This window comes from Microvirga sp. Mcv34, from assembly GCF_024519725.1.
In the GTDB taxonomy this organism is placed as follows: Bacteria; Pseudomonadota; Alphaproteobacteria; order Rhizobiales; family Beijerinckiaceae; genus Microvirga.
The window spans coordinates 13559-37327 of the sequence record NZ_JALJRK010000043.1 but is presented as its reverse complement, the minus strand read 5'-3'; the positions used below and the strand labels follow the sequence as shown (position 1 = coordinate 37327).

Here is a 23769-nt window from a genome sequence, read left to right as displayed (position 1 = left end):
GAAGTGCCCCTCATAGGGTGTCCTCAGGACGGACAGATGGGCTTGCGTGAGCCGCCTGTCCTTCCGAAAACAGCAAGGCACCTCATTCCCGGCGGCACGGCTCAGAAACTGGCCTATTACACAGCCAACCCATCGCGCCGTGGCGGCGTTCTCGGCCCAAGAGGATGGTCCTGCAGAGCCGTGTCAGGGAGTGACGGAGACGTTTTATATGTCACCCCTCCTGAGGCACCTGCAAACTTCGACGATCCCTGGATGGGACCTCAGATCGTCCGCCGGTTCTCGGAAGGCGGGACCTCGGGACGGTTTGCCGTCGCACGGGTCGCCGCCCGCGTTTTCCCGCAGGCCCGCGCATTTGCTGAAGGCGTCCGCGACGAAGGCATGGATGATGCGAACGCCTATGTCTTCGCACCCTGGCCATCGGACCAAATCCGCCACTTGGCCCAGGATGTGGTGAGCTATAGAACCCCTGCCGGACAGAACGGGCTCGGCACGGATGGCGAGGAGCCCGTCCCGCCGCTCGCCACTCAGGGTCTCGTATTCTTAATCGGAGATCCTGCTGTCGAGCCTTCCGTCCGCCTCCTGAAAGTCCGACTTTCAGGCAACGATGCCGCGCTGTATCCGGCCATCGCCGCCGAAATGCTTGCCGGATGGACACCACAGGAGAGCCGCGGATCCCACGCCTCTGAGCCGATGACGCCCGGATCGGCAACGGCTGTGGCCCTTGTGAGCGAATTCTATGGAGCACTCGAGCGCGGGGACGGTCGAGCAGCGTCGGCACGAGTGATCGCAGAGAAGCAGGCGAGTGGTCCATTCACAGCTCAGGCCCTGACCAAGTTCTACGGCGCCCTCGACGAGCCACTCAAGCTGCTCTCGGTCAACGAGGCGGGTCCAATGCAGGTAAAGGTCCGGTACCGCTACCGAAGTGGGCGAAGGCCGTGCAATGGCGAGGCAACGGTGAGCCTTGTCCAAACCTCCGAGGGAGTCCGGATCGAGAGGATCCGGTCCGCCTCCGGGTGTTGATGCAGATTGCTGCCAGTACAGCCGAGCCGCCTGCCCTATCCCTGACAGCTATGCGGAATGAACTGGTACTCTTTGAGCGGCCCGCCGGTGAGCTCCTTTACGATCGGCGAGTCGTTCCTTAGGTCAAACACGAACATCGAGGCGTTCGAAGCCGTCACGAACGGTAGCTTGTCTGCCGGCAGGCCTGCGTCACCCGGATTGGCTTCCTGCGTCTCCCGGGAGCCGGTTGCCTCCGCCGGGCTCCCATCCATCCACTCTCGCGAAATCGTATAGGACTTCCCGGCCACCTGGCCTCTGACCAAGACTTGGCCCACCACGCTCGGAGGTCCTTTACTCAGAGCCCGAGGCCGATCTTCGACCGTCTCATCGGTCGGATCGAGGTACACGAATTGAAAGTTGTAACTCCCGCCGGTGGCTTTTAGCTCTTCTCCCTTTTCGGGATCGCGGAAAATCACCCGATCCAAGCGGCAACGGAAACGTTCCGGCAATCGGATCTCGACCGTTGGGGTCACATAACAAGGGATTCCAGTGAGGATGTGCTCGGCATATTCAAAGACACCAGGGACGTAGTTTTCAATCTCCTTAGGGTAAGGCCTATCGAAAAAGGATCGCCGTGCTTCCTTGCGCTTTTCGGCTTCGAGAAAATCGAGCTTCTCCAGCTCGCAGGTCGCTTCAACCCAGCCCGGCTTATACCGGACACGCCCCTCCTGCTTGGGCGAGCCGGCCTGCCCGTAAACAGGAAGCGTTCCAAGAACAACCACCCCCGCAATGATCAATACCCTGGACATCCGAACTCCACCCATGGCCCCTGAGCCTGGATTTCATCACACCAGGTAGTGGATTGCCTAGGGCTGACCTCTCGCGGAGACGGTCTACCGGTTGCGGCCGGCTGAAGACTTCACGAGAAGAACGATACCAACGATCGCCATCCCTAGCCCAACTCCAAACGCGAGATCCGTCTCGACTGTCCCGGTGATTGTATCAACCCGGGAACGGCGAACGCCGCTTAGAATGTGATAGCCGCCAGTCCCCAACCCCCCAGCGACAGCGCCAATGAGCAGCCCAAAGACTGGGTCCGGTCCCCTATCCTGAGACGGTCTTTTACTCATCACCGATACCTGGGCGGGAGATTACTTCCGACACATGCTATCTAATTCAAGTTTCTCCAATCTTAATTCGGGAGCCGCGAGTCTCCGGTACGGCTGCGAGCGTTCTTTCGCGTGCGGAGCGGGAGAACCCTGCCGAATTTCGAGAAAACGACATGCAGGATCTTTGCCTGCACGGGGAGCAATCCAGCCCCCAATAGATTCATTCCTGGGCACCCGATCTGAAATCAGATGCCCACACAGGAAATCCACATCCCAAGTCGATGTGCACATCACGAGATTTCTCAATCCCCAAAACTAGAGAGCACAACATGAACGACAAAATCCTGGCTCTTGTCTCCCAGGGCGAACAGTCTCACATCGCCGTCATTCTTGCTCAGCGCACGCTGGACAGGCTGCAGTTGGAAATGGAAGCCGCTCGCTCTGCCCTGATTGTCGCCCAGACGAACTATGATGACCTTGCGGTTTCCGTGACCGGTGAGACCAACCTTCCGCGTCCTGCATTCGATGACATGATCCAAAAGCGTGTCGGAGCGCTCATCGAGCTCGGTCTCGTCGGAGGTGACATCGACCTATCGGTAGCCGCCCCTTCCATGCAGCCCGCAGCGCCTCTCTCCGAAGCCGCTCCCGTCGCTCCGATCTCGTCAACGCCCGCACCCAACAACCCCTATGGGGATGACGTTCCCCGCTCGCGCTCGGCCTATCAGAAGGGCTATGACGACGGGATCACCGGCCAGGTAAAGGACATCAACCTCTACAAGCGCCCTTCAGCCCAGACGGCCTACGCACAGGGTTATGATGCCGGCGCCAAGGACAAAGAGGGTGAGGCCGCCCAGGAGAAGTTCGCTTCTGCTACGCCCCCTGCCGAGACGCCGGCCCCTGTCGCTGCCCCAGAGATTGACGCTCAGAGCGACATGGAGGCTCCGGCCGAAGGCATGACGGACCTGCAGGAGCAGGCCGTCTCCTCTCAGGACGAGGCGGTGACCGCTGCAAGCTCCGAACCGCTCGACACTGTGAACACCCAGACAACTGCCCCTGTCGCCGATGACTCGGTCCAGCAGGGCGATGAGATGGTCACCTTCTCGCCTGACGGGATCTTTCTGACGAAGGCTCGGGACGAGGGGCTCAGGCAGCCCTTGCCAATGAACCCAAGAGCACTTGCCCCTATGCTCCGGGGCCGCTGCGCCAGAGCTGGGAGAACGGCTACGAAGAAACGGTAGACCAGCGGCTCCAGCAGATGAGCTCTCCCGAGGCTGACCTGAACCTAGCCCAGGATGCTTCCGTCATCGTTCTTGACACGGCATCTAGCCTCACGGCCAGCCAGTTCGCGCATTCTGACCAGCCCGATGAGAGCATTTTTGATGATGACGGTCCTTTTGGCGATCATGCCGAGATGGCCGATCAGGTGACCATCGTCAGCGCAGATAATTTGGACATCCCGCCCTTCCTGCGTCGTGGCGCGGAGGTTCACTGATCCCCAATGTGAAGAGCCGGAGCCCCTAATGGGCCCCGGCTCCTTTTTTTAACCGCATCCAGCAAAACCACGCCTGTCGTCGGACAACCAGGCTGAAGAGGGCCCAAATCCCTCTCCTTTCGGCCTCTGCCCGATCCCGCGCCGCGATTAACCCTTTGGCGCTTGTGACCCTGCCCTTACGGGCCAGTGTGACCAGATCGGGAAGGCTGATGGACACTCCGAGAGGGTCGGAGAGCGGCGCCGGCCCAATCTCCTGTTTCGCCTGCCGGATCAGTTCGATCGCCCGAAAGGCCGCCCCAAGATCAACGCCTGATCCTCCTGACGCCCGATTGGCTGTCGCCATCAGCCTAGAGAGAAGATCGGGAAAACGCTCAACGATCAGTTCCCGATCCTCTTCCGGCAATCCTTCGATGACAGTAACGACCTGGCCGCTACCGCCCTCTAAAACCGCCTGCTCTAGGAGATGAAGCAGAGAGCGTTCCCGCTCCCTGCACATCTTCTCATGACGAACTAGCGCTTCCCGATGCTCTCGAGCATGCCTCTCGAAGAAATCGTTCATCGGGACCATCGATCTTCAGGCTTCAATGCTGATACGGTTGGCGCCTCCTGCTCCTCCCGGCTCCCGCGGGACCAAGCTGGCCTGCCGGAACTCTTCCACAGTAGCGTTAAGCCAACCCGTGAAGTCTTTCTCGGCCGCCGATGCCATAAAGGAACCAATCCCAAACTTCGGCGCATAATCGGAGAAGTGGAGTGCATTCATTTCCGTCAGCGAAATACAGTTTGCCTGGATCTTCTGCCAAACAGAACTCTTACAGCGCTCCAGCCTCACGGTCTTTACATCGTGATCGGCAACGAGCTTCATGAGATCGCGATATTCAGAGGTCTCGACTAAGCTATCGAACTTACCTTCGTGCTCATTGAGGACCACGAAATATCCCGCAATCGGAAGGTATTTGCGATTCTTCTCGGCATGCCGGATCAGGTCCGCAGCATCGACCAGGCTCTGCGCTTGTGCAGTCACGGGGACTACAAGGTTGATCGGAGGCGCGGCCTTGAACACACGGCCGGCATCGATCACCACAGCCCAGTTCCAGATTGATGGCAAAACGTTAGCTCCGACATCGACCAGGACATTGCCCTCAGCCAGAGCTTCGCCCAGCCGTTCCCAGTATTGAAGAGCAGAGTCCGCGTCCGAACGAATGGAAGTCAAGGAGACACCAATTCCGAGTTCCTCAACGACCACCTCACCCTCAAGGAAGCGCGCGAGCTTTGACTTCGTCGCACTGCCTTCGTCTCCAGCCGTATCCGCAGCCATCACTCGCAGTGGCTGGTTATGCCCCTGAAAGATGTACTGAATGACCTGAGAGACGAGCGTCTTGCCCTGACCGCCGGTACGTGTCCCGACGATGAAGGAAGGCGACTGGTCATTGGTAAAAGCAAGAGTATCCATAGCTAGCCTTTCATGAATGGTTGCATCGTCTCGGAATGGGATCGCTAATCTTCGTCGACCCATGCCAACAGGTTCTGGAACTCAAGAGGATTCTCTGTCTGATTGTAGATCAGCACATCGAGGAACTCGTGCGCCCTACAAACCTCTAGAAGCTCCGGTTTCGGGTCAGGGCACTCCGCAATCAGCACTGTGCCCTCGTCATAGTTTTCGTCCATATAGTGCCGAACGAAGATCCGCATTCTGCTTGGAGCGGGGGTCAGAATTAACCTTCCGCCGAGTAGCGATTCCTCCGGCACATAATCGCCGAAGAGAATGATGGTGAACCGGCCGTCTACCCTCGTCTGGATCTCGACCCGGTCCGTCACTCTATAGGGGGCGAACTCCCGCTTAAGCAGCGGCCCGACGGGATTAGACATCCCATCAGACTCCAGCGCGTGAGCCGTCATTGCGGACCTCCACTTGCTTGCTGGGCCTGAGCCGGCGCCCTGATACGGGTGCTGCCAAGACGCATCATTCTCTCGACATGAAGGCGCTGACGCAGAGCCAGGGCTGCCTCATGGGCACTCTCCCGGACATCCTTCCAAAGCCGCCGGAATCGAATATCGTCCGGCTCTACCGCATCGGAAGAGGCCACATGGGCGAGAGCCATGAAGTCACTCGTTAAGCCGCCTTCGACGGCGGCGTCGGGCAGCCCACCGAGTGCAAAGTGCTTCGGAAGCTCTGCGGTCTTCTGCCGGCGCGAAAGCGGTGTCGCATAAACCCGGTGAACGTCAGGTCGCCTCAGGCATCCCGCGAACATCTCCACCAGACGGCTGCGTCTTACCTCCAACGCCTCCATCGTCTCTGGCGTCATCAACATCCGTACTCTCCAACTTCTCGAATCCTGGACAATTACGATTCGTGAAACGTCCTGCATTCTATCCCGTGATACCGCCCTTTAAAGCGGTAAAAAAGAACTGCAGCTCGCAAATTGCTAAACCATCCACTCTGGTCTAATTCATAGACAGCAACCCTATAGGAGCCATCCGATTATGCCTTGCTTCATTATCAGCGCCGACGGTGAGAAAACCGCCTTGGCCGCTGCTCCCCGAGATCTTGATGAAGCCTGTTCTGCTTTGAACTCCAGCGGCATTGAGATTGTTAGCGGCGTCGATGAGTATGAGGGCGAGCCCGCCCAGATGATCGTGGACGAAGACCACGCCCATAAGAAGCTGCCGTTGAACCCGTCGGCAATCGCCATCCGTGATGCTGCTTATGCAGCACGGGGTATCTCTTCGGGTGACCCCATCTTCGGCTCGGCATTGATCCTTACGGGACCAGACCGCCTGCGCTGACCAGGAACTCTACATAAGAAAGGAGGCGCCAGATCTCTCTGGACGCCTCCTATTGCCGGGAAGAGAAGCCTTTTTAGGCGGCCATGCCTTGCTGCTGCTGCTGCGCGCGACCCCGCAAAGCCTGCATTTCAGCAAACTTCAGGCGGCTTGAGTCGATCGCATCCTGCAGAGCCGAGGACATGGCATCGCGCTGCGCGGCCTTCGAGAGAACCTTGACGTTCTCCTGCAGGACCTTGGTGTCGAAGTAGATAACGCCGCCGTCCTTTTCATGGAGAGCGTCCTTACCCGTCGTATTCGCAGTGCGATTGACCGCTGCATTCATGTTGAATGCAAGGAAGCGAACCTTGGAGGTCGGCTTCTGCCCCTCCGGAAGCTGCTGTTTGGCCGCGATCGTCTTGGCCATCTCGACCTCGCTCTTCGCGTAATGCAGCTTCAGATCGCCGTCCTTGGTCACCACAGTCTGGAAACCAGCGAGGCTCTTAACACCAGGGGCACCCTTAAAGTCCCGCTGGTAGTCGAGCTTGTCACTGATCACCTTCGCAGCCGCTTTCCGGCCTTCAAGGCCTTCGGGGCTACGATCGGACATCAGCGCAGCATGCGAGGTCGCACCTTCGAGGATCTCCGAGACGGTGGGCTTCTTCACTTCCGTGTTCTGGTTGTCAGCCATTGCTGGACACCTTTGGCTTTGACCGAGCATTGGGCTCGGTAGGTTGCACAGGACGCACCCAGCGGACGAACCTCCACACCAGGCGTACAAGTGCACTCGTCAATGACGAGCAAAGGAATCCTAGCATAAGTTTTCTGAAGCACAATTCGGAAAAGAGCAGTTTAATGCAGAATGGCGCTTTTTATTGCGCCAGGACCAGCGTCTGATGGGGATCAGCTCAGACCAGCGGCCCGTTCCACCGCCGCCCGTTTAACGCGAGCCCATATGCGATCAGCCCGCATAGGACGCACCGCCAGGCCCCGACGTCCGCGACGAAGGATGCGCGCGTGGACGCGCCGATAAGTAGGGCGGACCATTTTCCAGTGGACGCCGCAGATCCACTCGCCCCAACCCTTTTCTTTGGCGACTGTCTTGGCGACCGTTCGGCCGCAGTGAGGGATGCAACAGGGGAAGCGGTCACCCAGGCTGACCGGATCGCACAGCATTGTTGCACCCCTTCTCTCAGATCACCGACGGTTACGCGGCGGGCCGTACCTGCTGCTCATCCCCCGAGACCTTTTCCAAGCCGCGATCGAGCTCACTCGGTTTCATAAGCAAGTCCGGTTGTTCAAGGGCCTGCTTTGCGGAGAAGGCGATGCCCATCCCCGCCTCCACGTTCCCGTGAACCATGATGAAACGCATCCGGACCTTCTCAGTCTGAACCTCTGCAAGACTGCCGACCTGGGTTCGGGCCTGTTTGAGCGAGATTGCCATAGAGTTCGACCTGCAGAGCAGCATCTCGGCATCCTTGATATACCAGTCGTTACGGTTCTGTCCGTAGATGAAGCAGAATGCGTAGGTGATATCCTTGGTCCGGTAGATCGCCTGAGCCGGGCCGGTTTTCGGCCTCGTCAGAACCGTCTCGGCGTCGGTGACCATCTTGTGGTTTCCCGCATTTTTCTTCTGCGAGAACACCTCAGCCAATAGGCTGATATGAGCCTCGATGCTGTCGCTCGTCAGGTTTGCATCTGCCTGCCTTCGCAGCTCCCGCTTTTCCACAGCATGTTCCTCACCGAGCCGATTGAGAGCGGCCATCTGGGATTCCAAGCTCGCCAGCAGAGCACTCTTTGATTTGCCGTCGATCCGGTAGTTTTCCACCTCCTGCGCAGAGCGGAGGATATTTGCGAAAACCTCAGCTGCATCCTCCCCACCTGAAAGCAGCATGTTCTTGAGGCGCGTTTCTCCTCCTCCCGAGAGCGTGACCCGATCCTGGAGCGACTTTGCTCTGGCCAAAGCCTCTTGCTTGAGAGCCATCACAGAGTCGTACAGGGGATGGGTCGACACATCCGTCTGCCGGCGCAGGGATTCGATCATCACCCGCTGCTCGAGCGTCTTCACCGACTTGGCGACCGCGATGAAGCCGTCGAGGAGGTCACGGTCGTTCTGATCCAAGCTCGATGCCAGGACATGCCCCATTCCCCTCTTGATCGAGCCCGGATCGATCGCATGCACACCGGTCAGCTCGGCCACCACCGGGGTCAAGGGTTCGGCGTAGACCCGCCCTGACGCCTCCAGGTCCTTCCGGAATCGTTGATCCAATTCGTTCAGGCTTGGCACGACCTCGCCGAACGCCTCGGTGAGGCTTTCAAGCCGGTCCCTGCAGCCAAGGAGGAAATCGTAATCATCTTTCGTGTCGATCCCCGCATTAAGCTTCTCCTCGACGTTCATCATGAACGCTTCCGTCTCTTCCTGGACGAGAGACGAGGTGAAGCGTACTGAACAGATGCTGCGGCGGATCCCTACCTTCTCGTATAACTCGTCATCGACACGCTCGAGGACGGTCATGAAAACCCGCTGGAGACGCAGGTCGCCTAGAACCTCGCTCCAACGGGCGCGCAGCAATGCCCCAACCCGGCCGCTCAGGAGGCTGAGCGATTTCGGTCGGAAATCATAGCCGGCGATGGCCCGCAAGCCATTCTCCAAGAGGTCTTGATCCTCCAAGATGGACGTCACGAGGCTCTTTTCGTCCTCAGTAAGGTCTCCATCAAGCAAGGGCGTCGGGATACTCGGCTTCTCCGGCTCCTTCACCGCTACATCGACCTCCTCGGTCGGGGCCACATGGGAAACGGTATCCACAGCCGCCTCCTCAGGTTGCGGCTCCTCAATCACCGGGGCATCAATTAGGATCGTCGTCCCCATTTCCCATTCTGGCGGTCCGGCGACGTTCACTACGGGCTGCGTGGAAACCTCTTCGACACTGTCTAAGACCGGCGTTGCGAACTCATCCATCGGCTCCGCCGCGGGACTCATGAAGTGGTCGTAAATCTCACGTTCGATATCGGCGTCTTCGTTGAATGTTGCGGAGAGGATCCACCCGTCAATCACCTCAGGATGATCGATTTCCGTCAGACAATCGCGCGAGAGCTGGGTGGTGTTCGTAATCATGTCGGCCAAGGTGCCGACCGCCTCCCGGACTGAGACCGGATCGTCGCTGATTGCCGCTTGCTCGGACAATAGGTGATAGGCATCAACCAGCTTGCGAGCATCCATGAACGCAATTCGACGGGCGTCTCCCTCCACAGTCTCTTCCGCACCGAAGCTCATTTCGCTTGAAACCTCATCTCCCAATGGACCTGCCTCAGATCCAAGCCCATTGTCGCTCGCGAAAAGCGAGTCATCGAAAACCAAATCCTCAGGCTCCCCTGAACCGTCGGCCCCCTGCCCTTGGTCATCGGCCTGACCGGGGGCCTCAACCTCCGCTTCATCACCGCCGTCCTCGTCCCAGAGACTGGCGTCAGGAGTGAGCTCGACATGTTCCTCCAGGGGAGAAGCCTCCGCAGTTGCGGCTCCAGCGACCGCCTGTGCAGCTGGCGCGGGATAGTGGGCGGCAGTTATTGGTGCAGCCGCCGCTTCAGGTTCGTCATCGTCAAACACGAACCGCTTCGGGCGGCCGGATTGTCCGAGGGCCGGGACGTTAATCTCGCGAACCTGCGTCCCGCCTTGCCTCGTCTCCAATGCCTCAATCTTATTGTCTATCGCCGCCGCACTCTTGAGCAGTCCGCGCCTGAGAAAGTTCATAACCATGCCGATGATCCCTGCGAAAATTGTGGAGCCGATCAGAACGGCGCCCGGGGTTTGCGGCGCCGACCAGCTGAACGTGAAAACAGTGGCGGAAGCCACGAGCAGCGGGAACTCGACCAGATCCCGCTGAATATGCTTGAAGAGGGCATCCAGGCCCTTCGACCCGGGGAAACCGAGAACAAACCACGCGATTGGGGAAGCAAGGAGGGGGATTCCAACATCCCTTAAAACAATCCCATCGGCTTTCCAGACCCCAACGAGAACCAGCCAGAACTCGCTGTGGAGCGGTAGAAAGTACGATCCGGCTTGAACCGAAAACGACCAGACGAGAAACCAGATTGCGGTCCAGGCCACAAAGTTTCTACCCAGCCAAAGACTTTGGTCGACAATCAAAGCCAGGACCAAGCCCCACAGCAGGCCCCAACCCGAGCCAAGCAACAGACAGATCGGGACCGCCCCGACTGCTGCGATCGCGATGCCGCGATACAACCGGCTCAGCCGCCCATACCCGGGGACCCGCCGTAGAACAGTTCGCATGGCCGAGACCGCCGAAAATGGACCCACGAAAAGCCGGCTGTCGGCAGGATTAGCCACCGATGTCATGACCGTCCCGGACCCGAGTACGGTCACGGCCGTGGGCCATGCGCGAGAACACCTCCTCCGCGCCCCGCAGCGCTTGCTTCTCGAAGTTCGGCCCCATGAGGGCGTCGAGCCCCTTGGAGCCTGCCTTTGAGAGAACGCTATCAACGTCCTTGAGGCTGGCTGGTCCCGTACCCTCGGCCCCGTGGAGATGCATGCGACCGGAGAATGCGTTCAGACCCTCGGGTGTCACGAGGTTCACTGCGCCATCGACCGCCTGCTTGCCGACGTCGGACAAAGTCCCCTTGATTGAGCTCAACAGGCCTTTTGAACCCGATGCCTGGTCGGTAGTATTAGGCTTGTTGGTGGGTATCAGATCGTTGTCCATGGAAACCTCGGAAACGTTGCGTGCGCGGGCTTCAGGGCAATCCGGCTCCCGAATTATGATTCGAGAACGGCTGCGCCGAGTTACGCGGCTAAAATACCTCTGCCTAATTCGGTTTGCTATCTTAATATGTGTGCTCCACACCCCCAGGGCCGGTCACGCGGAGGTCACGATCCCGTTCCGTCTCATCGAGCCGGACCCGCAGGTTCAACTGCGCCATATATTAAAGGAGTACGGAGTTCCCCTGTGTCGGGCGCTGCATGCTGCCGAAGCGGACCGGTGCCGACATCCCGCTGCCCTTAGCGATGTCATCGAGGTCAGGGGGCTCAACAATGTCGGATCTGCCCATTCTATTCTCGGAGCGGTCATCGATACCGACCGGCTATCGATCAGGAACGGTCTGACCCCAGTCTCCCTGCCTGAGCCCGGGTCTCCAATTCGCGTCCAGGCGGCGCCCCAGAGCGTATGGGATGGAGATATCATTCTCGGCGTTCCATCATCACGGTCGTTCCGGTGCCCGGATCCGGAAATCTCACAAGAGATAAGATCAGTCTCATCGAGGCGCTCGTGAGAGCGCTGGGAACAATCCCCCACGTCGTGGCTCCTCGTCCTTCATCCCCGAACTCCGAGACCCCACGCACTGACAACGATAAGAGAGCAGGGCAGCAGGATCTCTATTTCGGCATGCCCTGGTGAACGCTGACCCTGACCGGTTCCGGTCAGGGAGACACTTCTTGAAGCTATGGCTTTGAGGTGAATAAGGGGTCTTCTGAAACCCCAAAAAAGAACGGCGGCAAAAGCGGCCGTGCCAAGAACAATAATAAGAACCAGCACGGACTAGACGCTAGCCTAGACATCCCCGCGCTGGATCCAATAAAAAGAATAAGAAACGGATCCTGCCATGACTTTCAAGGAAGCTCTCCGGGTCGAGCTCAAGGCCCTGGCCCCCACTGTCGCCTTCATCATGATCGCTCATGCGATGATCATGTGGGTCTATAACGAAGGCGTCTTTGGCGCCCTCGGGGTCCTGCTGGCGCTCGGCGCCGTCAAGATGGCCCTCGTCCTCGGCTGGACTGTCGTCAAGATCGGGGCGTTCCTCGCCGCTCTGGCGGCAATCGCCTACGTCTTCACGATGGTATTCTAACCGGGAGAGACGGTTTCTCGCCCCTCCCCGGCCGATACAAGAAAGCCCGCTCTCGCGGGCTTTTTTTATTTCTTCCGGTTGTAGGGGCGTTTCGTGCGCCCGTCGTCTTTGGAAGGACTGGCCTTCTTTACGCTCTCATGCCCTCGGGACTTCAAAGCTGCCTCGCGGGTCGTCCGGCTTGCGCCCTCGGCTTTAGGAGGTCGGCCACGGCGCTTGGGAGCCTCAGGAGTGCTCCGGTCGAACAGGTCTCCGTCAGGATCCGCGGTACGCCCACTTGAGACCGTCGCGCCGGCGCCGGAACGGGCAGCCGCACCCCGTCCGCCTTTGCCAGACTTGGACGAGGTCTCCTCCGAGCTTGTCCGTCCTTTGCGCGATCCCTTTGCACCGCCTCCTGAACCGGCGGCTTCACTCTTGGCCGTAGCCGCCGACGGTGCTTGACCTCTGACCGCACTGGCCAGGTCTTGCATCTGCTCGGCCAGCTTATCGACCTTGGCGTCCGTCCGGCTCTGATCCTGTGTGAGCCGCTCCTGTACATCGATGAGGCGCTGGAAGATCCCCTCCATTCCAGGAGGCAACGCCGGCTCTTCCGGTGCTTTTGTCTCCTTCTTCGCCTTGCGCGAAGGAGCCTCACGCGACGAGCGAGCCACTGGAGCCTCAATCTCGTCGCTGCTGATGTGCCAGGGCTCCTGCTGGAGCTCTTCAAGGTAGTTGCCGCCAGAAACGTGGCCCCTGACGACGATCCGAGTTCCTGTCAGGCGCTGGAAAGGAATTCCCAGGCCCTCAGCGATCTTCTCGAGGACCAGAACGGTCACATTCGAGGTCATCCGAAGCAAGCTATCCAGATGCCGGTCGCTGATGCCGATCTGCTTCGACATCTCCGTGGTTCCCCATCCCATCAACTTCTTGATGGTCTGAAGGTTTGCGCTCACATTCTGAAGCGTTTTGCTTTCAGAGAAATCGTCTTCCGAAAACGACCTACGGGTCATCCGTTCCCCCAAATACCACATCCAAACCCAGAACCGCCACTGGCCGGGTTGGTTTAGCAAATCCCGATCCAGTACAAGTTACGGAGCGATCTAAAGTTGCGCGCTCGCTGGCAATTTCCGAAGCTCGCAAGTTTGCCGCTTTCTCGTTCCCCTTGTTCCCATTTCGAAAATCCGAATTTGATTTGAGAACGGGTTTTACGAAGCACAAGAATTCGGAAATGGCAAGCTGCCACGCTGTCAACTATCCCGAATCGCAGCCGGAATTTCAAAACAGCCTATCCGGAAAGATAGCAATTAAGGGCCGGGCTTTTTAACTCTAATTCTGGCAATCCGCGTTTTAATTCGTTTGCCCTTGACTCAACCCACCTTGCCGGTGTGAATCCACTTGGCCCATCAGATTCGGAATTTAGGCGTTGGCGCGTCTGGAGCAAGAGTCCCGGGTCGGTATTCACATCTAAAAGTCGACCCGAATGCTTGGCGGCATTTTCTCGGATCGATCCAACACATGAGGACATGAAGGGCTTGAAGAAGGCCTAAGAATCAAAAACCCCGCCGTTGGCGCGGCAGGGGTTTTGAAGAGGCCGGTATCGAAAGGACTGAACCCAACGGGACCGGACTAAGAACTAGATTGGCGTCAATGTTCTTAGACACCCCCGACATCCCTGTCAACTGGAAACGTCGTTTCGGCGATCGGTCTCGCTTGTCCAAAAACAATCGGGGTCAAGACCATGAATCCGCAAGGATTGCGGCCGATGTCGGCTGCGCACGCCCGTGTCGAACGGGCCGTGAAAGAAAAGTTCGTTAACGAAAAGCCAACGACCAAGTCGGCAGTGCTCTACGCTCTTAAAAAGGCAGCTCCGGCCCTTAAACTCCGCCCCACCACGTGGCGGCTCCTCAGCGTCCTTTGCGATCTCTCACATCCGATCGACTGGGAGGATCGCAAGATCGGCCCCGTGGTATGGCCCTCCAATGCCGCCCTGGCCGATCGCGTGGGTGTCGATGTGCGCAGCATTCAGGTTCACCTCAGACGCCTGGTCCAAATGGGCTTGATCGCCCACAGCGACAGCGCCACCCGCAAACGCTTCGGTACGCGCGTCAACAATCGCATCGTTCAGGCTTGCGGTATCAATCTTACTCCCCTGATGATCCGCCGGGAGCAGTTTCTTGAACTGGCCGAAACTCATCAGGCCGAGCTCGCAGAGCGGAAGAAGCTCGCTCAACTCATTTCTGAAACCCGGATCAGGGTCATCCGCCTGATCGCCGGCGGCCAGGACAGCCAGATCGCCGGTCCCTGGGTCGAACTCGCCGCAACCTTCGCTCGTCTCGGGGAGCAGTACGGCATGACGCTGAGCCGCCCCACCCGGACCGTGAAGGCCTCGCTGGCTGACCTGCACACGCTGCTGTCGTCACTCATCACACTCGAAGTTTCGGCTCAATCGGCTTGGAACCAGCATCTCGATGCAACCGAATTGGTCGAAGATTCTTCGCCCGCAGGCGACAAAGGATTCACCCAGAATCCTAATCTGATTCATAAAAAGGATGACTCTTTGAATCAAAGGGCTGCCGAAGATGTAGATGGCATCAAGGCTGCGCCCTACGCCCCAAAGGCAGAGATCCAGCAGGAGCGTACCAAAGGCATATCCTTGGACCTGAATCAGGTGCAGCGTGCCTGCCCCGCCCTCTCCCAGTATTATCCTGACGCCTTCTCGTCGGTTCATAAGCTGGCATCTAGCATTCACCAGCTCAGAGGGCTCCTTGGGATTTCTGGAAAGCTATGGGATGAAGCCCAGCGGTCCCTCGGTCCGATTGAGGCTTCCTTGAGCCTTCTGGTCATTCTGCAGGGGCATGAAGATGGGCGGATCTCGAACCCCGGCGGTTATCTGCACAGCATCGTAAGCAAGACGGGCTCGCACCAGCCCAGCATGGGGGAGGTCATCGCGAGAATGGCAGCAAGCCGGACGCACGATCCGAGACCTTCTGTTGTGTTTCCGCTGCTCGGTAAAAAAGAGGCGGAACGACATGCCGGATAAAATCAACGGCTGTCAGTTCCGCCCAGTCAGACGGGCGTAGACCCGCTTCGACAATGTTGGCTCACCAGGAAGAGGCGACATTGCCGGGTTCCCCATGAACATGCCACCGAGATCGGGAGAGCGCAACGTCTGTCAAATGCAAGCGGAAGTCAGGACGACGGATTGAATAGGGTTCAATCGTAGCGAGTCAGCGCGAAGACTTCCGAGAGCACAAGATTGAGTTCACGGTATACTTCTTACGACGGGACAATATCTAATCCCCTGCCGGGATCAGTCCCAAAATGTTGCAGAACTGCCTTTGTGCAGACTGTCTTCTAATCGAGCCGCAAGTAGACGGAAACGATACTCCACTTGCCAGCCTGCTCTGCCAAAACTCGCGCCCGAGACTTCAGATCTTCGTCCGTTCGCTGTCTGGCGCAGTCCGAAATAAAATGCGGGATATGCGGAGCGAAATGGGCTAGTTTTGAATATGTATAAACAAGCTCGAAACATCGCCATTTATAGCTTCGGCTTGCAAGTTCATCGAGTGTCTACCCGCAATCAAAAGACTTCATCAGCGTTCAACGACAAACAACCTGACAGAAAAATATTTCTCTTAAAGTGTTGAGATCAGGTCAAGGCGGCCGCCGAAACCCACGATTTACCCGTCCGACAACAAGAATCGCCACCAGGACATTCTCGAATCATGCTCACATATCTAGTCGCCGTTCAGAACGCAGCGGGTGCTGTTCCACTCTTTGCTTCTCTCGATGGAGCGGCAGCGCAACGGACCGCTGTGGGTCTGAGCCAAGATCACCCGGAAGCGCTCATCACAACGACCCCGATCGAGTTTTCTCAATCATGCTTAATCGGCTCATGGTTCCTGATGCTCCAGTCCCCGATCCGGCTGGATCAAGTCGATGGCTTGGTTGAGCTTTTGGCCTCTGGGTCTGACCCAGATCCTGCTTCCGATGCCCGGATCGACTTCCACTTCTTGCCCGACCAGATCGCATTGCCGCCGATTGAGGCTGCGAATTAGCGTGCGGAACGCTTTGAACCCGTTTCCCTTCGCACGTGAAAATGCGAAAAGAGGCGAAATAGAAAAACACGAATCGTAGTTTTAACCGGGACATTGTTATGAGACACAGCCTCATCCTCCGTGCTGCGCTGATTTCGGCCGCTGGGCTTTTAGCCTCCGCATGCACCACAACCACCGGAAGCCTGGGTCTTTCGGGCCCGCCTTCTCAGGGCCAGATCCGCTCGGAAGCCGAGCGTCTGGGAGAAGCTTACCGTTCCCAGCCGGACAACCCGGAGGCTGCTCTGGCCTATGCCAAGGCTCTCAACTCCCTCGATCGCAATGAGGAAGCGGCTGCCGTTCTCCAGCAGACGGCTCTCCGCTTCCCGAACGACAAGGGGGTGATCGCGGCCTACGGGAAGTCCCTGATCGCCGTTGGCAAGACCCAGCTCGCCTCGAATGTACTGGACCGAGCCCATACCCCAGATAACCCCGACTGGCGGGTTCTCTCGGCTCAAGGCGTGATCGCCGATCAGTCCGGCGACCACAATCGCGCTCGCTCCCTCTATACCGCGGCGCTCAAGATCCAACCGGAAGATCCGATGGTCCTGACCAACATGGGTCTCTCCTATGCAGTGACCGGCGACATGGCCTCTGCCGAACAGTATCTCCGCAAGGCCTCCATCGCGCCTGGTGCTGACCAGAAGGTCCGTCAGAACCTCGCTGTCGTCCTCGTGATGACTGGCAAAGAAGCCGAGGCGCGGGACCTCCTGAAATCGGACGTCGCGGCCGCCGAGATCGACTCGCATATTGCCTATCTCAAGAGCCTTGGTTCCCCGAATGCCCGTTCTGAGGGCAAGGCTGCAAAGCGGGCATAAGATCATGAACCTGACACGCTTTTGGCCCTCTAAGTCTGGCGCCACCTCGAAAGAGGCCGGCCAGGCGCAGCCGTCGAGCCCAGCAGGCTCCGATACGATTGACGACTCCTTTATTCTTCTGGTCGGCGGCCAGCTCCAACCGCCAGCCGAAGATCCAGCTCCTGAGGCAGAAATCGACGACACCCACGCAAACGATTTCGTGGTTCTGGCCGGAGGCTTCACAGGCAAGCCACTGGGCGAGGCTGGGGAAACGGTTGACGCTCCTGCAGAAGATCACAGCGCCGGCAAGGTGGTTGAAGCCGTGGTCAACGCCGACCCGGCTGAGGGTCAGACATCTGCCGAAGATGATCCGGCAGGGCCCGTCGATCCGGATAACCCGGTTATCGACGTCCACGATCCTTATCTCGAAACCTTTGCTCCTCTCCCCGACCAGGTTGCTGCCGAAGCCGCTCCTGCCCTTGCTTCCGTTACAGGCAATACCCTTCCCGGCCCATACCATGCACCAGAGGCTCGCAAAGCGCGTCGGTGGCCGTGGAGCCGAGCCGCTGCCTCCGAGGTCAACGTCTCCTACGATCACGACTGGGGAACAGGGATCTCAGTGAACGAAGAAGAGGCGCTGCGACAGCGCCTGATGAATAAGAACCAGCCGCCAAAGAAGCGCCGTGGGTCGCTTGTTCTGATCGGAACCATGGCAACGGCCGCAGCACTCGTTCTCACCGCGGGAAGCCCGACAAAGGTCCTCGAGGTCGTGCCTAGCGCCAAGAGGATCGTCACGCGGGTTCAGAACGATCTGATTTCGCGGGTCTCGCTAACGTCAGATTCGCCTGCCGAGCAGACTCGCGACAGTTCGATGTGCGCGCAGCAGCCGTCTACGGATGGATGCTTCACGAACAACGTCATCCGGGCTGCCGCCTTCGTCTGTCCGACGGCCATGCATCCTGTTGCCGTAGAGTTCGCCAGCTCGCCCGTCCGGGCCGCCGTTGGACTCTCGCATCGCGCATCTATGGCGCCGTCGACGGGGTTCGCCACGATCCTGAGCGCTGAGACGACCTTCGACTTCATGACGCGGGATCTCAACTTCGCAGTGGATCTCATCTCGTTCCGTCGAAACGGCAACATCGCAGGCATGCTCAAGAACGTTCAGCCTCGCCAGCAACTTCCGGTTCAAGTGGCGAAGGCCGACGGCATCATCGCTCTTCGCGGGAATGAAATCGAACGTCTCGCGCTTACCCCTGACTGCCGGATCGCGATCTTCGAGAATGGCATCCCCCCAGAATATTTCGCTCAGGACGCAAAGGTGAATAACTCGCCTGTTCGCATTCCTGTGAAACCTCAGACCCAGGCTCAGGCGGATTTAGGTCGACGCTGACCTAATCCGCAGCCTACCCCTCTCAATCCCCAAAAGAAGCCCGCCACAGGCCAAGGGTCACTATGAATTTTGCTCTTTATCTTCTCGCAATGTTATCGCGTGTAATGCCGAAGCAAGTGGCAACTAAGAAGAAAGCCACCGCACTGCACCGAGAATGGTCGAGCCGAGCTTTAACCGATCACCTCTTTGCCGCCGATCTGAAAGCGATCGAGCGGCTTTCTCTTATTGTCAGCGATGGGAAGCCGTCTCTTCAGTGGCCGGTCTTAACGATCTTGATGGACCGTCGCTATCCAGCATTCGCCGAGGTCCTCTCCGCCTTCACAACGGAAGACCGCAAGGTTCCGTTATTCCGCCCTGCTTCCGCTGACGGCGCCGAGGCACAGGGCATTCTTATCTCGGCTCTGGCCTTTCTGCAGAATTCTATCGATGCAGCCAACTGGGCGACTGATGCCAATGTTCTGGCAGGCGAGCTCGCGTCCCTGCCGTGTGCCATGCTGAAGATCCTCACGATTGAGGACGGAGCCATCAGCCTTCAGCACAACCTCCATTCTCTGTCGATTGCCCTCGAGAACGCAGCTGCACCTCACACCGAGCCTGCGACGGCCACGCAAGACAAGCTGGCATCCGCTCTCCTCCGGTATTATGCCATTCGCCGCCTCGCCCCGTCGTCCATTCCTGGTTTTGTCTCGACCTACCATCCCGGCGAGGATCTCGACTATGCTGCAGCACGGATCGAGCACGTCCTGTCATCTCACGGCATGCTCCCGCTGACGATCCAGCGCCACTACCGAGAAACCCGCGACGTCATCATGGACATCGCTGTTCTGGCCGCAGCCTATGCGGAACTTCCCGCTGCTATCCTCGTCCCGACCTATCCGGCGCTCTTCGAGGCCTCCCTGTCGAACGAGCCCATGATCAGCCCCGATGATCCCGAAGTCATCAAGGGATACGACATAGGGCCGAACCTCGCGCACCTGATGCTTGGTTCGGTCATCACTCACGGCAAGACCCCGATAATTGGTCCTGCCCGCTCTCAGATCCCACTGATTGCGACAATCGCAAACCGGCTCACCCTCGCCTATCAGCCGCCCCAGCCCTCATACGAGGAGCGTATCGCCGAGATCAAAGCCGTCGCCCAAACCCTTCCGGGTCAGGAGATGCCACCGACCGATATTGCGGCCATCGCACGGCTCGACCTGACTCCAGCCCAGCGGCGCCAGGCGGTCTACTCGACTGTGATGACCGGATCGGCCCAGTCCGCCCTAGAGGTCATCGCCAGATCCTCGGCCTCCGTCACGCCCGCGATCGCAATCGCGGACCTCGATATGTCCCTGTACGTCTGCAAGCAGGACTTACCGGATCTGATCGAGAAGATGACCACGGCGCCCCGTGGGCGCATGCCGGTCCTCATCGACGGGGTGGCCGGTACGGGCAAGAGCGCCTTCGGCCGCTATGTCGCCCACCAGATGGGCTATCAGTCCAAGGTCTATCGCTATTCGGATCTGACGAGCCGCTGGCTCTCTGAATCCGAGAAGGCCGTCGACAAGATGTTCGCCGATGCCCGAAAGCACAACTTCGCAATCATCATGGACGAAGTTGAAACGATGTTCTCCGACCGGGAAACGGCGACCCAGGATTACCAGAAGACGCTCACCAATGCTTTCCTGACCCATCTGGACAGCCATGATCTTCCGGTGTTCTGCTCGACCAACCACAAGCGGGACATCGACCCTGCCATCCTGCGCCGCTTTGTGTTCAAGCTCGAATTCGAGGCCCTGACGCCGGAACTTGCGGCGAAGGCCTTCACCCGCTTCTTCAACATGCCAGCCCCGGCCGACATCCTGAAGCTCACCAACCTTACCCCTGGTGACTTCGACGTGGTTCTGCAGAAGGCTTCTGTTCTCCGAATTAAAGATGACCCGGGCTGGTTTGTCGCAGCTTTGCAGGAGGAGCTTTCCCACAAGAAAGCGAAAAGCCTCCAGATGGGTTTCATACATCATTGAAGTTGAACATATTTTCCTGCTAGACGGGTGTGTCCCATAGGCGATGCACCCGTTCGGATCGGCTCGAATCATGTCGTTTCGGGGGGCGCTTTCTAATTCGGGCGACCTCTTACTAATTCGTTTCTGCCTTGACGGTTCGAGGCCCAGACGGCATAATTCGGCCACATTGGAGCTACGGCAAGCCGCTAGATGATCCGGCGGTTTTGGCAAGCTTACCATTCTATGACGGAATGGGAGTCAAAGGCTGAGCTTCTCCTGTGAGACTAACAAATAACAAGCTCGCAGGCTTCACCAGGATCAGGCCTCGCCCCGCGCGCAGTTCATGATCATCGATGCACGACACAGACGCCCGTCCTAAGCGATGGAATGCGAAAGCGGACGTTTGCGTAACCAAGGTCGATATGATGAAAACGTTGCAACCAACGGCTCTTCACAAGACCAGCGGCTTCTCCGCGGTCATCGCCTCTCAATCATCAGGCGCTCCAGCCAACCAGATCAAAGTCAATGGTATCTGGAACGACGAAACCGTCGAAAAGATAAAACAGCTCGTCGCCCGCAAGCTCACAGCCGAAGCCATCGCGGCGGAAATCTCGACCCCCGAAGTTCCCGTCACCCGCTCTCAGATCCTCGGCATTTGCTGGCGCCGTGGCTGGCAGGTGGGCCAGAAGCGTCCATCACGCAACCACATTCCCAAGCAGCGCACGATTGGAAAGCGCATCCTGAAGCGCGGCCAATCTGACGTACAAGTCATCCTGGCCCTGCCCGATTCCCGTGAACCACGCTCCGTTGAGGGAACACGGATTGTCCGGAATGCAAGCACCCGGAAGCCGTCGGACAAAGCTCTCCTTACGCTGCCACTGTTTGAGGCCGCTGCAACTGCCGACACAAAGCTGAATACGTCAGGCGCAGACTTTATCCGGCGCTACAAGAAACGAGCCGAGAAGGCCAAGACGACTGCCAAAGTGGCAGAACCGATCCAGCCTGTCGTTACTGAGCCTGCGCCCGCCCCGGCACCCATCGCGGAAGTTGTCAGCATCCCGGCCGTTGTGGTCGCTGCGCCCGAACCAGTCTCCGTGCTGGAGAAGGCAGCGCCCATCGCTGAGGCCAAGCCGGAACGTGACCTCTCTAAGTGCCTGACGATCTTTGATCTTCGGGACCGCCATTGCCGCTACCCGGTCAGCGGAACCGGCGTCTCCATGCTCTACTGCAGCGAGCCCGCGATAAATGGCAAGCCGTATTGCGAGCATTGCGCATCCATCGCGTACGAAAAGCCTGAAAAGGTTGCCGCTTCGAATAAGCCTCCGAAGCGCAAGATGTCCGCTTTCTCAATGAGAAACGGGATCAATTTCCGCTGAAACCTCAAAGCCAACGAAGGTTGGTCAACGCCTAAAGCAATCCCCAAAAGTCCCTCACTCCGACCCTACAGTCGAAACCTAGGAAAGACCCTCCGATGAAGTCGATCAATGAAGCCCAGCTCCTCGGCAATGTTGGCCGAGATCCCGAGATCCGCACGCTGGGCAGCGGCGAAAAGGTCGCCAACCTGCGTGTTGCCACGAACGAAACCTGGACGCAGAACGGTGAGAAGAAGTCCAAGACCGAGTGGCACAACGTCGTCATTTACAATCCGAACCTCATCGAAACCGTCGAGAAGTACGTGAAGAAGGGCGCTCCGATCCTACTGAAGGGACTGAAGATCCAGTACCGCACCTTCACCGATAAGGATCAGGTTGAACGCCAGGTCACTGACCTCGTTCTCCAGCGTTTCGGCGGCGACCTCATCCTGATCCCGGCTGGCAACGGAAATGGCGCCGACAATGGCGGCAGCACCGATGGCTTTGGCGGGAACGAGGACGATCCCTGGAAGGACTAGAATTTCATTATCTCTGAAGCGAGGAGACAACTTAGCCGGACGGGTTTCGTCCGGCTTTTTTCATGTCGGCATCTGGTTGAGCAAACTGAGTACCTGACATGAAATCTTCTGAAGCCACAGCGGCGCGAGCCCGCGCCCGCCGCGTCGAAAAGGGCATCCAAACCGAGGATCGCGCCCGCGCCTTCACCCCACGGCCCTCGCTTCAGGGGCTGTTACAGCTGCCCTTGCTCGAAGAACTGGAATCCCATGGCGGACGCGCCAAGCCGAGCGATCTCTATGAGACGCTTGCTGATCGGCTTGATGTTCCCGACGATTTACGCTCCCAAAAGCGCTCCTGCGGAGACGGACAGACCTATTCCGTCTTTCCGCAGGCGGTGCGATGGGCTCGCCAGAACGCCGTGATGGCTGGCCTGATTCACAAAGGCGAGCGCGGAATCTGGGAACTCGCCGATCCCGGCTATGCCAAATTGAAGAAGGTGCGCCGCGGTGTCGCCGTCCTGATCTACTCGCTTGATGACGGGGTGGCGCTCTGGGCCCATGCTGAGGATGCTGCCAGGGCGATAGAGCCCGGCTCTTTAGGCCTCGTGTTTACGTCCCCCCCATATCCGACCGTTTCTCGCGAATATGGGCGTTTCTCCGTTCCCGATTGGCTCTCCTGGATGCGGTCGCTCCTCGCAGCGTGGAAGAGCCTCCTAGCCACTGACGGGACAATCTGCCTGAACCTTATGGATACGTTCGTCAGCGGGACGCCCAATCTCTCGCCATACGTCGAGCGGCTTACCCTCAGCTGCATCGATGAACTCGGGCTCCATCTTTCGGGCCGAAGTGTTTGGCACAGCCCAACGAAGATGGGCAACATCCAGTGGGCCTCGAAGACGCGCCTCCGTCCACGCAACACTCTCGAGCACCTCCTGTTCTTCAGCAAGAGCCCTAACCCCAACTGGGACACCCGCCGACTGCCTGCCGAACCCTATGCTGCCTCGACCGTCGCAGCTTGGGATCGGGCGCAGAAACGGCCGTCGAGCAAGCGGCCCTGCGGCTACAACATCAATGAACGGGCCTTTGCGCCAACCGGTGACGGCCCACTGCCGGGTAACCTGATCGTCGCCGCGGGAGCGCCAGGTAACGATCAATTCAGCCGTCGGTGCAGAGAGGCCGGACTGCCTCCGCACCCGGCGCGGTTCCCCGAAGCAATTCCAAAGCGGGTGATCCTGCTTACAACCGAACCAGGTCAGATTGTCTACGACCCCATGGCCGGGTCGAACACGACCGGAAAGGTGGCCCTCGATCTCGGCCGGCGTTTCATCGCTTCCGAGCCATCCCTGACCTATCTCGGCGCCTCCGCCCTCCGGTTCGATCAGCGACCAGATTTCCGTCGCCACCCTCTCCCTGAAGGGCTTGCAGTTCCGACCGCCTGACG

20 protein-coding genes are annotated in these 23769 nt (G+C 58.6%); 12 read left to right on the top strand and 8 right to left on the bottom strand.

All coding sequences use genetic code 11. The features are described from left to right. Positions 1-252: 252 nt before the first annotated feature. The gene (locus OC446_RS20115) at positions 253-1020 is read left to right on the top strand and encodes a hypothetical protein (protein WP_262030801.1); all 768 of its coding nucleotides are present in this window, start codon (positions 253-255) and stop codon (positions 1018-1020) included. A 35-nt stretch (positions 1021-1055) separates the two neighbouring features. On the opposite strand, the gene OC446_RS20110 is transcribed toward OC446_RS20115, so the two are convergent. Further along, positions 1056-1808: a hypothetical protein gene (locus OC446_RS20110; protein WP_262030800.1), complete on the bottom strand. Its 753-nt coding sequence runs from the start codon at positions 1806-1808 to the stop codon at positions 1056-1058. Between the two features lie 1555 nt (positions 1809-3363). Here OC446_RS20110 and OC446_RS20100 point away from each other — a divergent pair. Then, positions 3364-3600, top strand: coding sequence for a hypothetical protein (locus OC446_RS20100; RefSeq protein ID WP_262030798.1), 237 nt, complete (start codon positions 3364-3366; stop codon positions 3598-3600). A 25-nt stretch (positions 3601-3625) separates the two neighbouring features. Here the strand turns inward: OC446_RS20100 and OC446_RS20095 are convergent, their stop codons facing one another. The 3 genes from OC446_RS20095 to OC446_RS20085 are packed head-to-tail and all read right to left on the bottom strand — an operon-like array spanning position 3626 to position 5496. Beyond that, positions 3626-4159, bottom strand: a complete 534-nt coding sequence (locus tag OC446_RS20095) for a hypothetical protein (RefSeq protein ID WP_262030797.1) — start codon at positions 4157-4159, stop codon at positions 3626-3628. 15 nt (positions 4160-4174) lie between these two features. Further along, a complete protein-coding gene (locus OC446_RS20090; RefSeq protein ID WP_262030796.1) occupies positions 4175-5050 on the bottom strand; it encodes a hypothetical protein in 876 nt (291 codons plus the stop codon). Between the two features lie 44 nt (positions 5051-5094). Continuing rightward, positions 5095-5496, bottom strand: a complete 402-nt coding sequence (locus tag OC446_RS20085; RefSeq protein WP_262030795.1) for a hypothetical protein — start codon at positions 5494-5496, stop codon at positions 5095-5097. A 585-nt stretch (positions 5497-6081) separates the two neighbouring features. Between OC446_RS20085 and OC446_RS20080 the strand changes: the two genes are divergently transcribed. Further along, entirely contained in the window at positions 6082-6384 is a 303-nt protein-coding gene (locus OC446_RS20080) for a hypothetical protein (RefSeq protein ID WP_262030794.1), read from the top strand. A gap of 73 nt (positions 6385-6457) precedes the next feature. Here the strand turns inward: OC446_RS20080 and OC446_RS20075 are convergent, their stop codons facing one another. The 3 genes from OC446_RS20075 to OC446_RS20065 all read right to left on the bottom strand — a co-directional run bounded on the left by OC446_RS20075 (position 6458) and on the right by OC446_RS20065 (position 11078). Continuing rightward, complete coding sequence (locus OC446_RS20075) at positions 6458-7051, bottom strand: hypothetical protein (RefSeq protein WP_262030793.1); 594 nt, start codon at positions 7049-7051, stop codon at positions 6458-6460. A 516-nt stretch (positions 7052-7567) separates the two neighbouring features. Further along, positions 7568-10714 (bottom strand): hypothetical protein, encoded by a 3147-nt coding sequence (locus tag OC446_RS20070; protein WP_262030792.1) that lies wholly within the window; start codon positions 10712-10714, stop codon positions 7568-7570. Beyond that, positions 10698-11078: a hypothetical protein gene (locus OC446_RS20065; RefSeq protein ID WP_262030791.1), complete on the bottom strand. Its 381-nt coding sequence runs from the start codon at positions 11076-11078 to the stop codon at positions 10698-10700. The genes OC446_RS20070 and OC446_RS20065 overlap by 17 nt, the downstream gene beginning before the upstream one ends. Before the next feature lie 898 nt (positions 11079-11976). Between OC446_RS20065 and OC446_RS20060 the strand changes: the two genes are divergently transcribed. Further along, on the top strand, positions 11977-12219 hold the full coding sequence (locus tag OC446_RS20060) for a hypothetical protein (protein ID WP_262030790.1): 243 nt from the start codon (positions 11977-11979) through the stop codon (positions 12217-12219). A gap of 65 nt (positions 12220-12284) precedes the next feature. On the opposite strand, the gene OC446_RS20055 is transcribed toward OC446_RS20060, so the two are convergent. Then, positions 12285-13094, bottom strand: coding sequence for a hypothetical protein (locus OC446_RS20055; RefSeq protein WP_262030789.1), 810 nt, complete (start codon positions 13092-13094; stop codon positions 12285-12287). An 839-nt stretch (positions 13095-13933) separates the two neighbouring features. Here OC446_RS20055 and repC point away from each other — a divergent pair. The 8 genes from repC to OC446_RS20015 all read left to right on the top strand — a co-directional run bounded on the left by repC (position 13934) and on the right by OC446_RS20015 (position 23767). Further along, a complete protein-coding gene (gene repC, locus OC446_RS20050; RefSeq protein WP_262030788.1) occupies positions 13934-15235 on the top strand; it encodes a plasmid replication protein RepC in 1302 nt (433 codons plus the stop codon). 685 nt (positions 15236-15920) lie between these two features. After that, entirely contained in the window at positions 15921-16253 is a 333-nt protein-coding gene (locus OC446_RS20045; protein WP_262030787.1) for a hypothetical protein, read from the top strand. Positions 16254-16351: 98 nt separating this feature from the next. Continuing rightward, positions 16352-17107 (top strand): tetratricopeptide repeat protein, encoded by a 756-nt coding sequence (locus tag OC446_RS20040; RefSeq protein WP_262030786.1) that lies wholly within the window; start codon positions 16352-16354, stop codon positions 17105-17107. Positions 17108-17111: 4 nt separating this feature from the next. After that, on the top strand, positions 17112-18476 hold the full coding sequence (locus tag OC446_RS20035; RefSeq protein WP_262030785.1) for a DUF192 domain-containing protein: 1365 nt from the start codon (positions 17112-17114) through the stop codon (positions 18474-18476). 275 nt (positions 18477-18751) lie between these two features. Beyond that, a complete protein-coding gene (locus tag OC446_RS20030; protein WP_262030784.1) occupies positions 18752-20479 on the top strand; it encodes an AAA family ATPase in 1728 nt (575 codons plus the stop codon). A 332-nt stretch (positions 20480-20811) separates the two neighbouring features. Continuing rightward, a complete protein-coding gene (locus OC446_RS20025; RefSeq protein WP_262030783.1) occupies positions 20812-21834 on the top strand; it encodes a GcrA family cell cycle regulator in 1023 nt (340 codons plus the stop codon). Between the two features lie 95 nt (positions 21835-21929). Continuing rightward, positions 21930-22349 (top strand): single-stranded DNA-binding protein, encoded by a 420-nt coding sequence (gene ssb / locus OC446_RS20020; protein WP_262030782.1) that lies wholly within the window; start codon positions 21930-21932, stop codon positions 22347-22349. A gap of 98 nt (positions 22350-22447) precedes the next feature. Further along, a complete protein-coding gene (locus OC446_RS20015; protein ID WP_262030781.1) occupies positions 22448-23767 on the top strand; it encodes a site-specific DNA-methyltransferase in 1320 nt (439 codons plus the stop codon). Positions 23768-23769 lie beyond the last annotated feature (2 nt).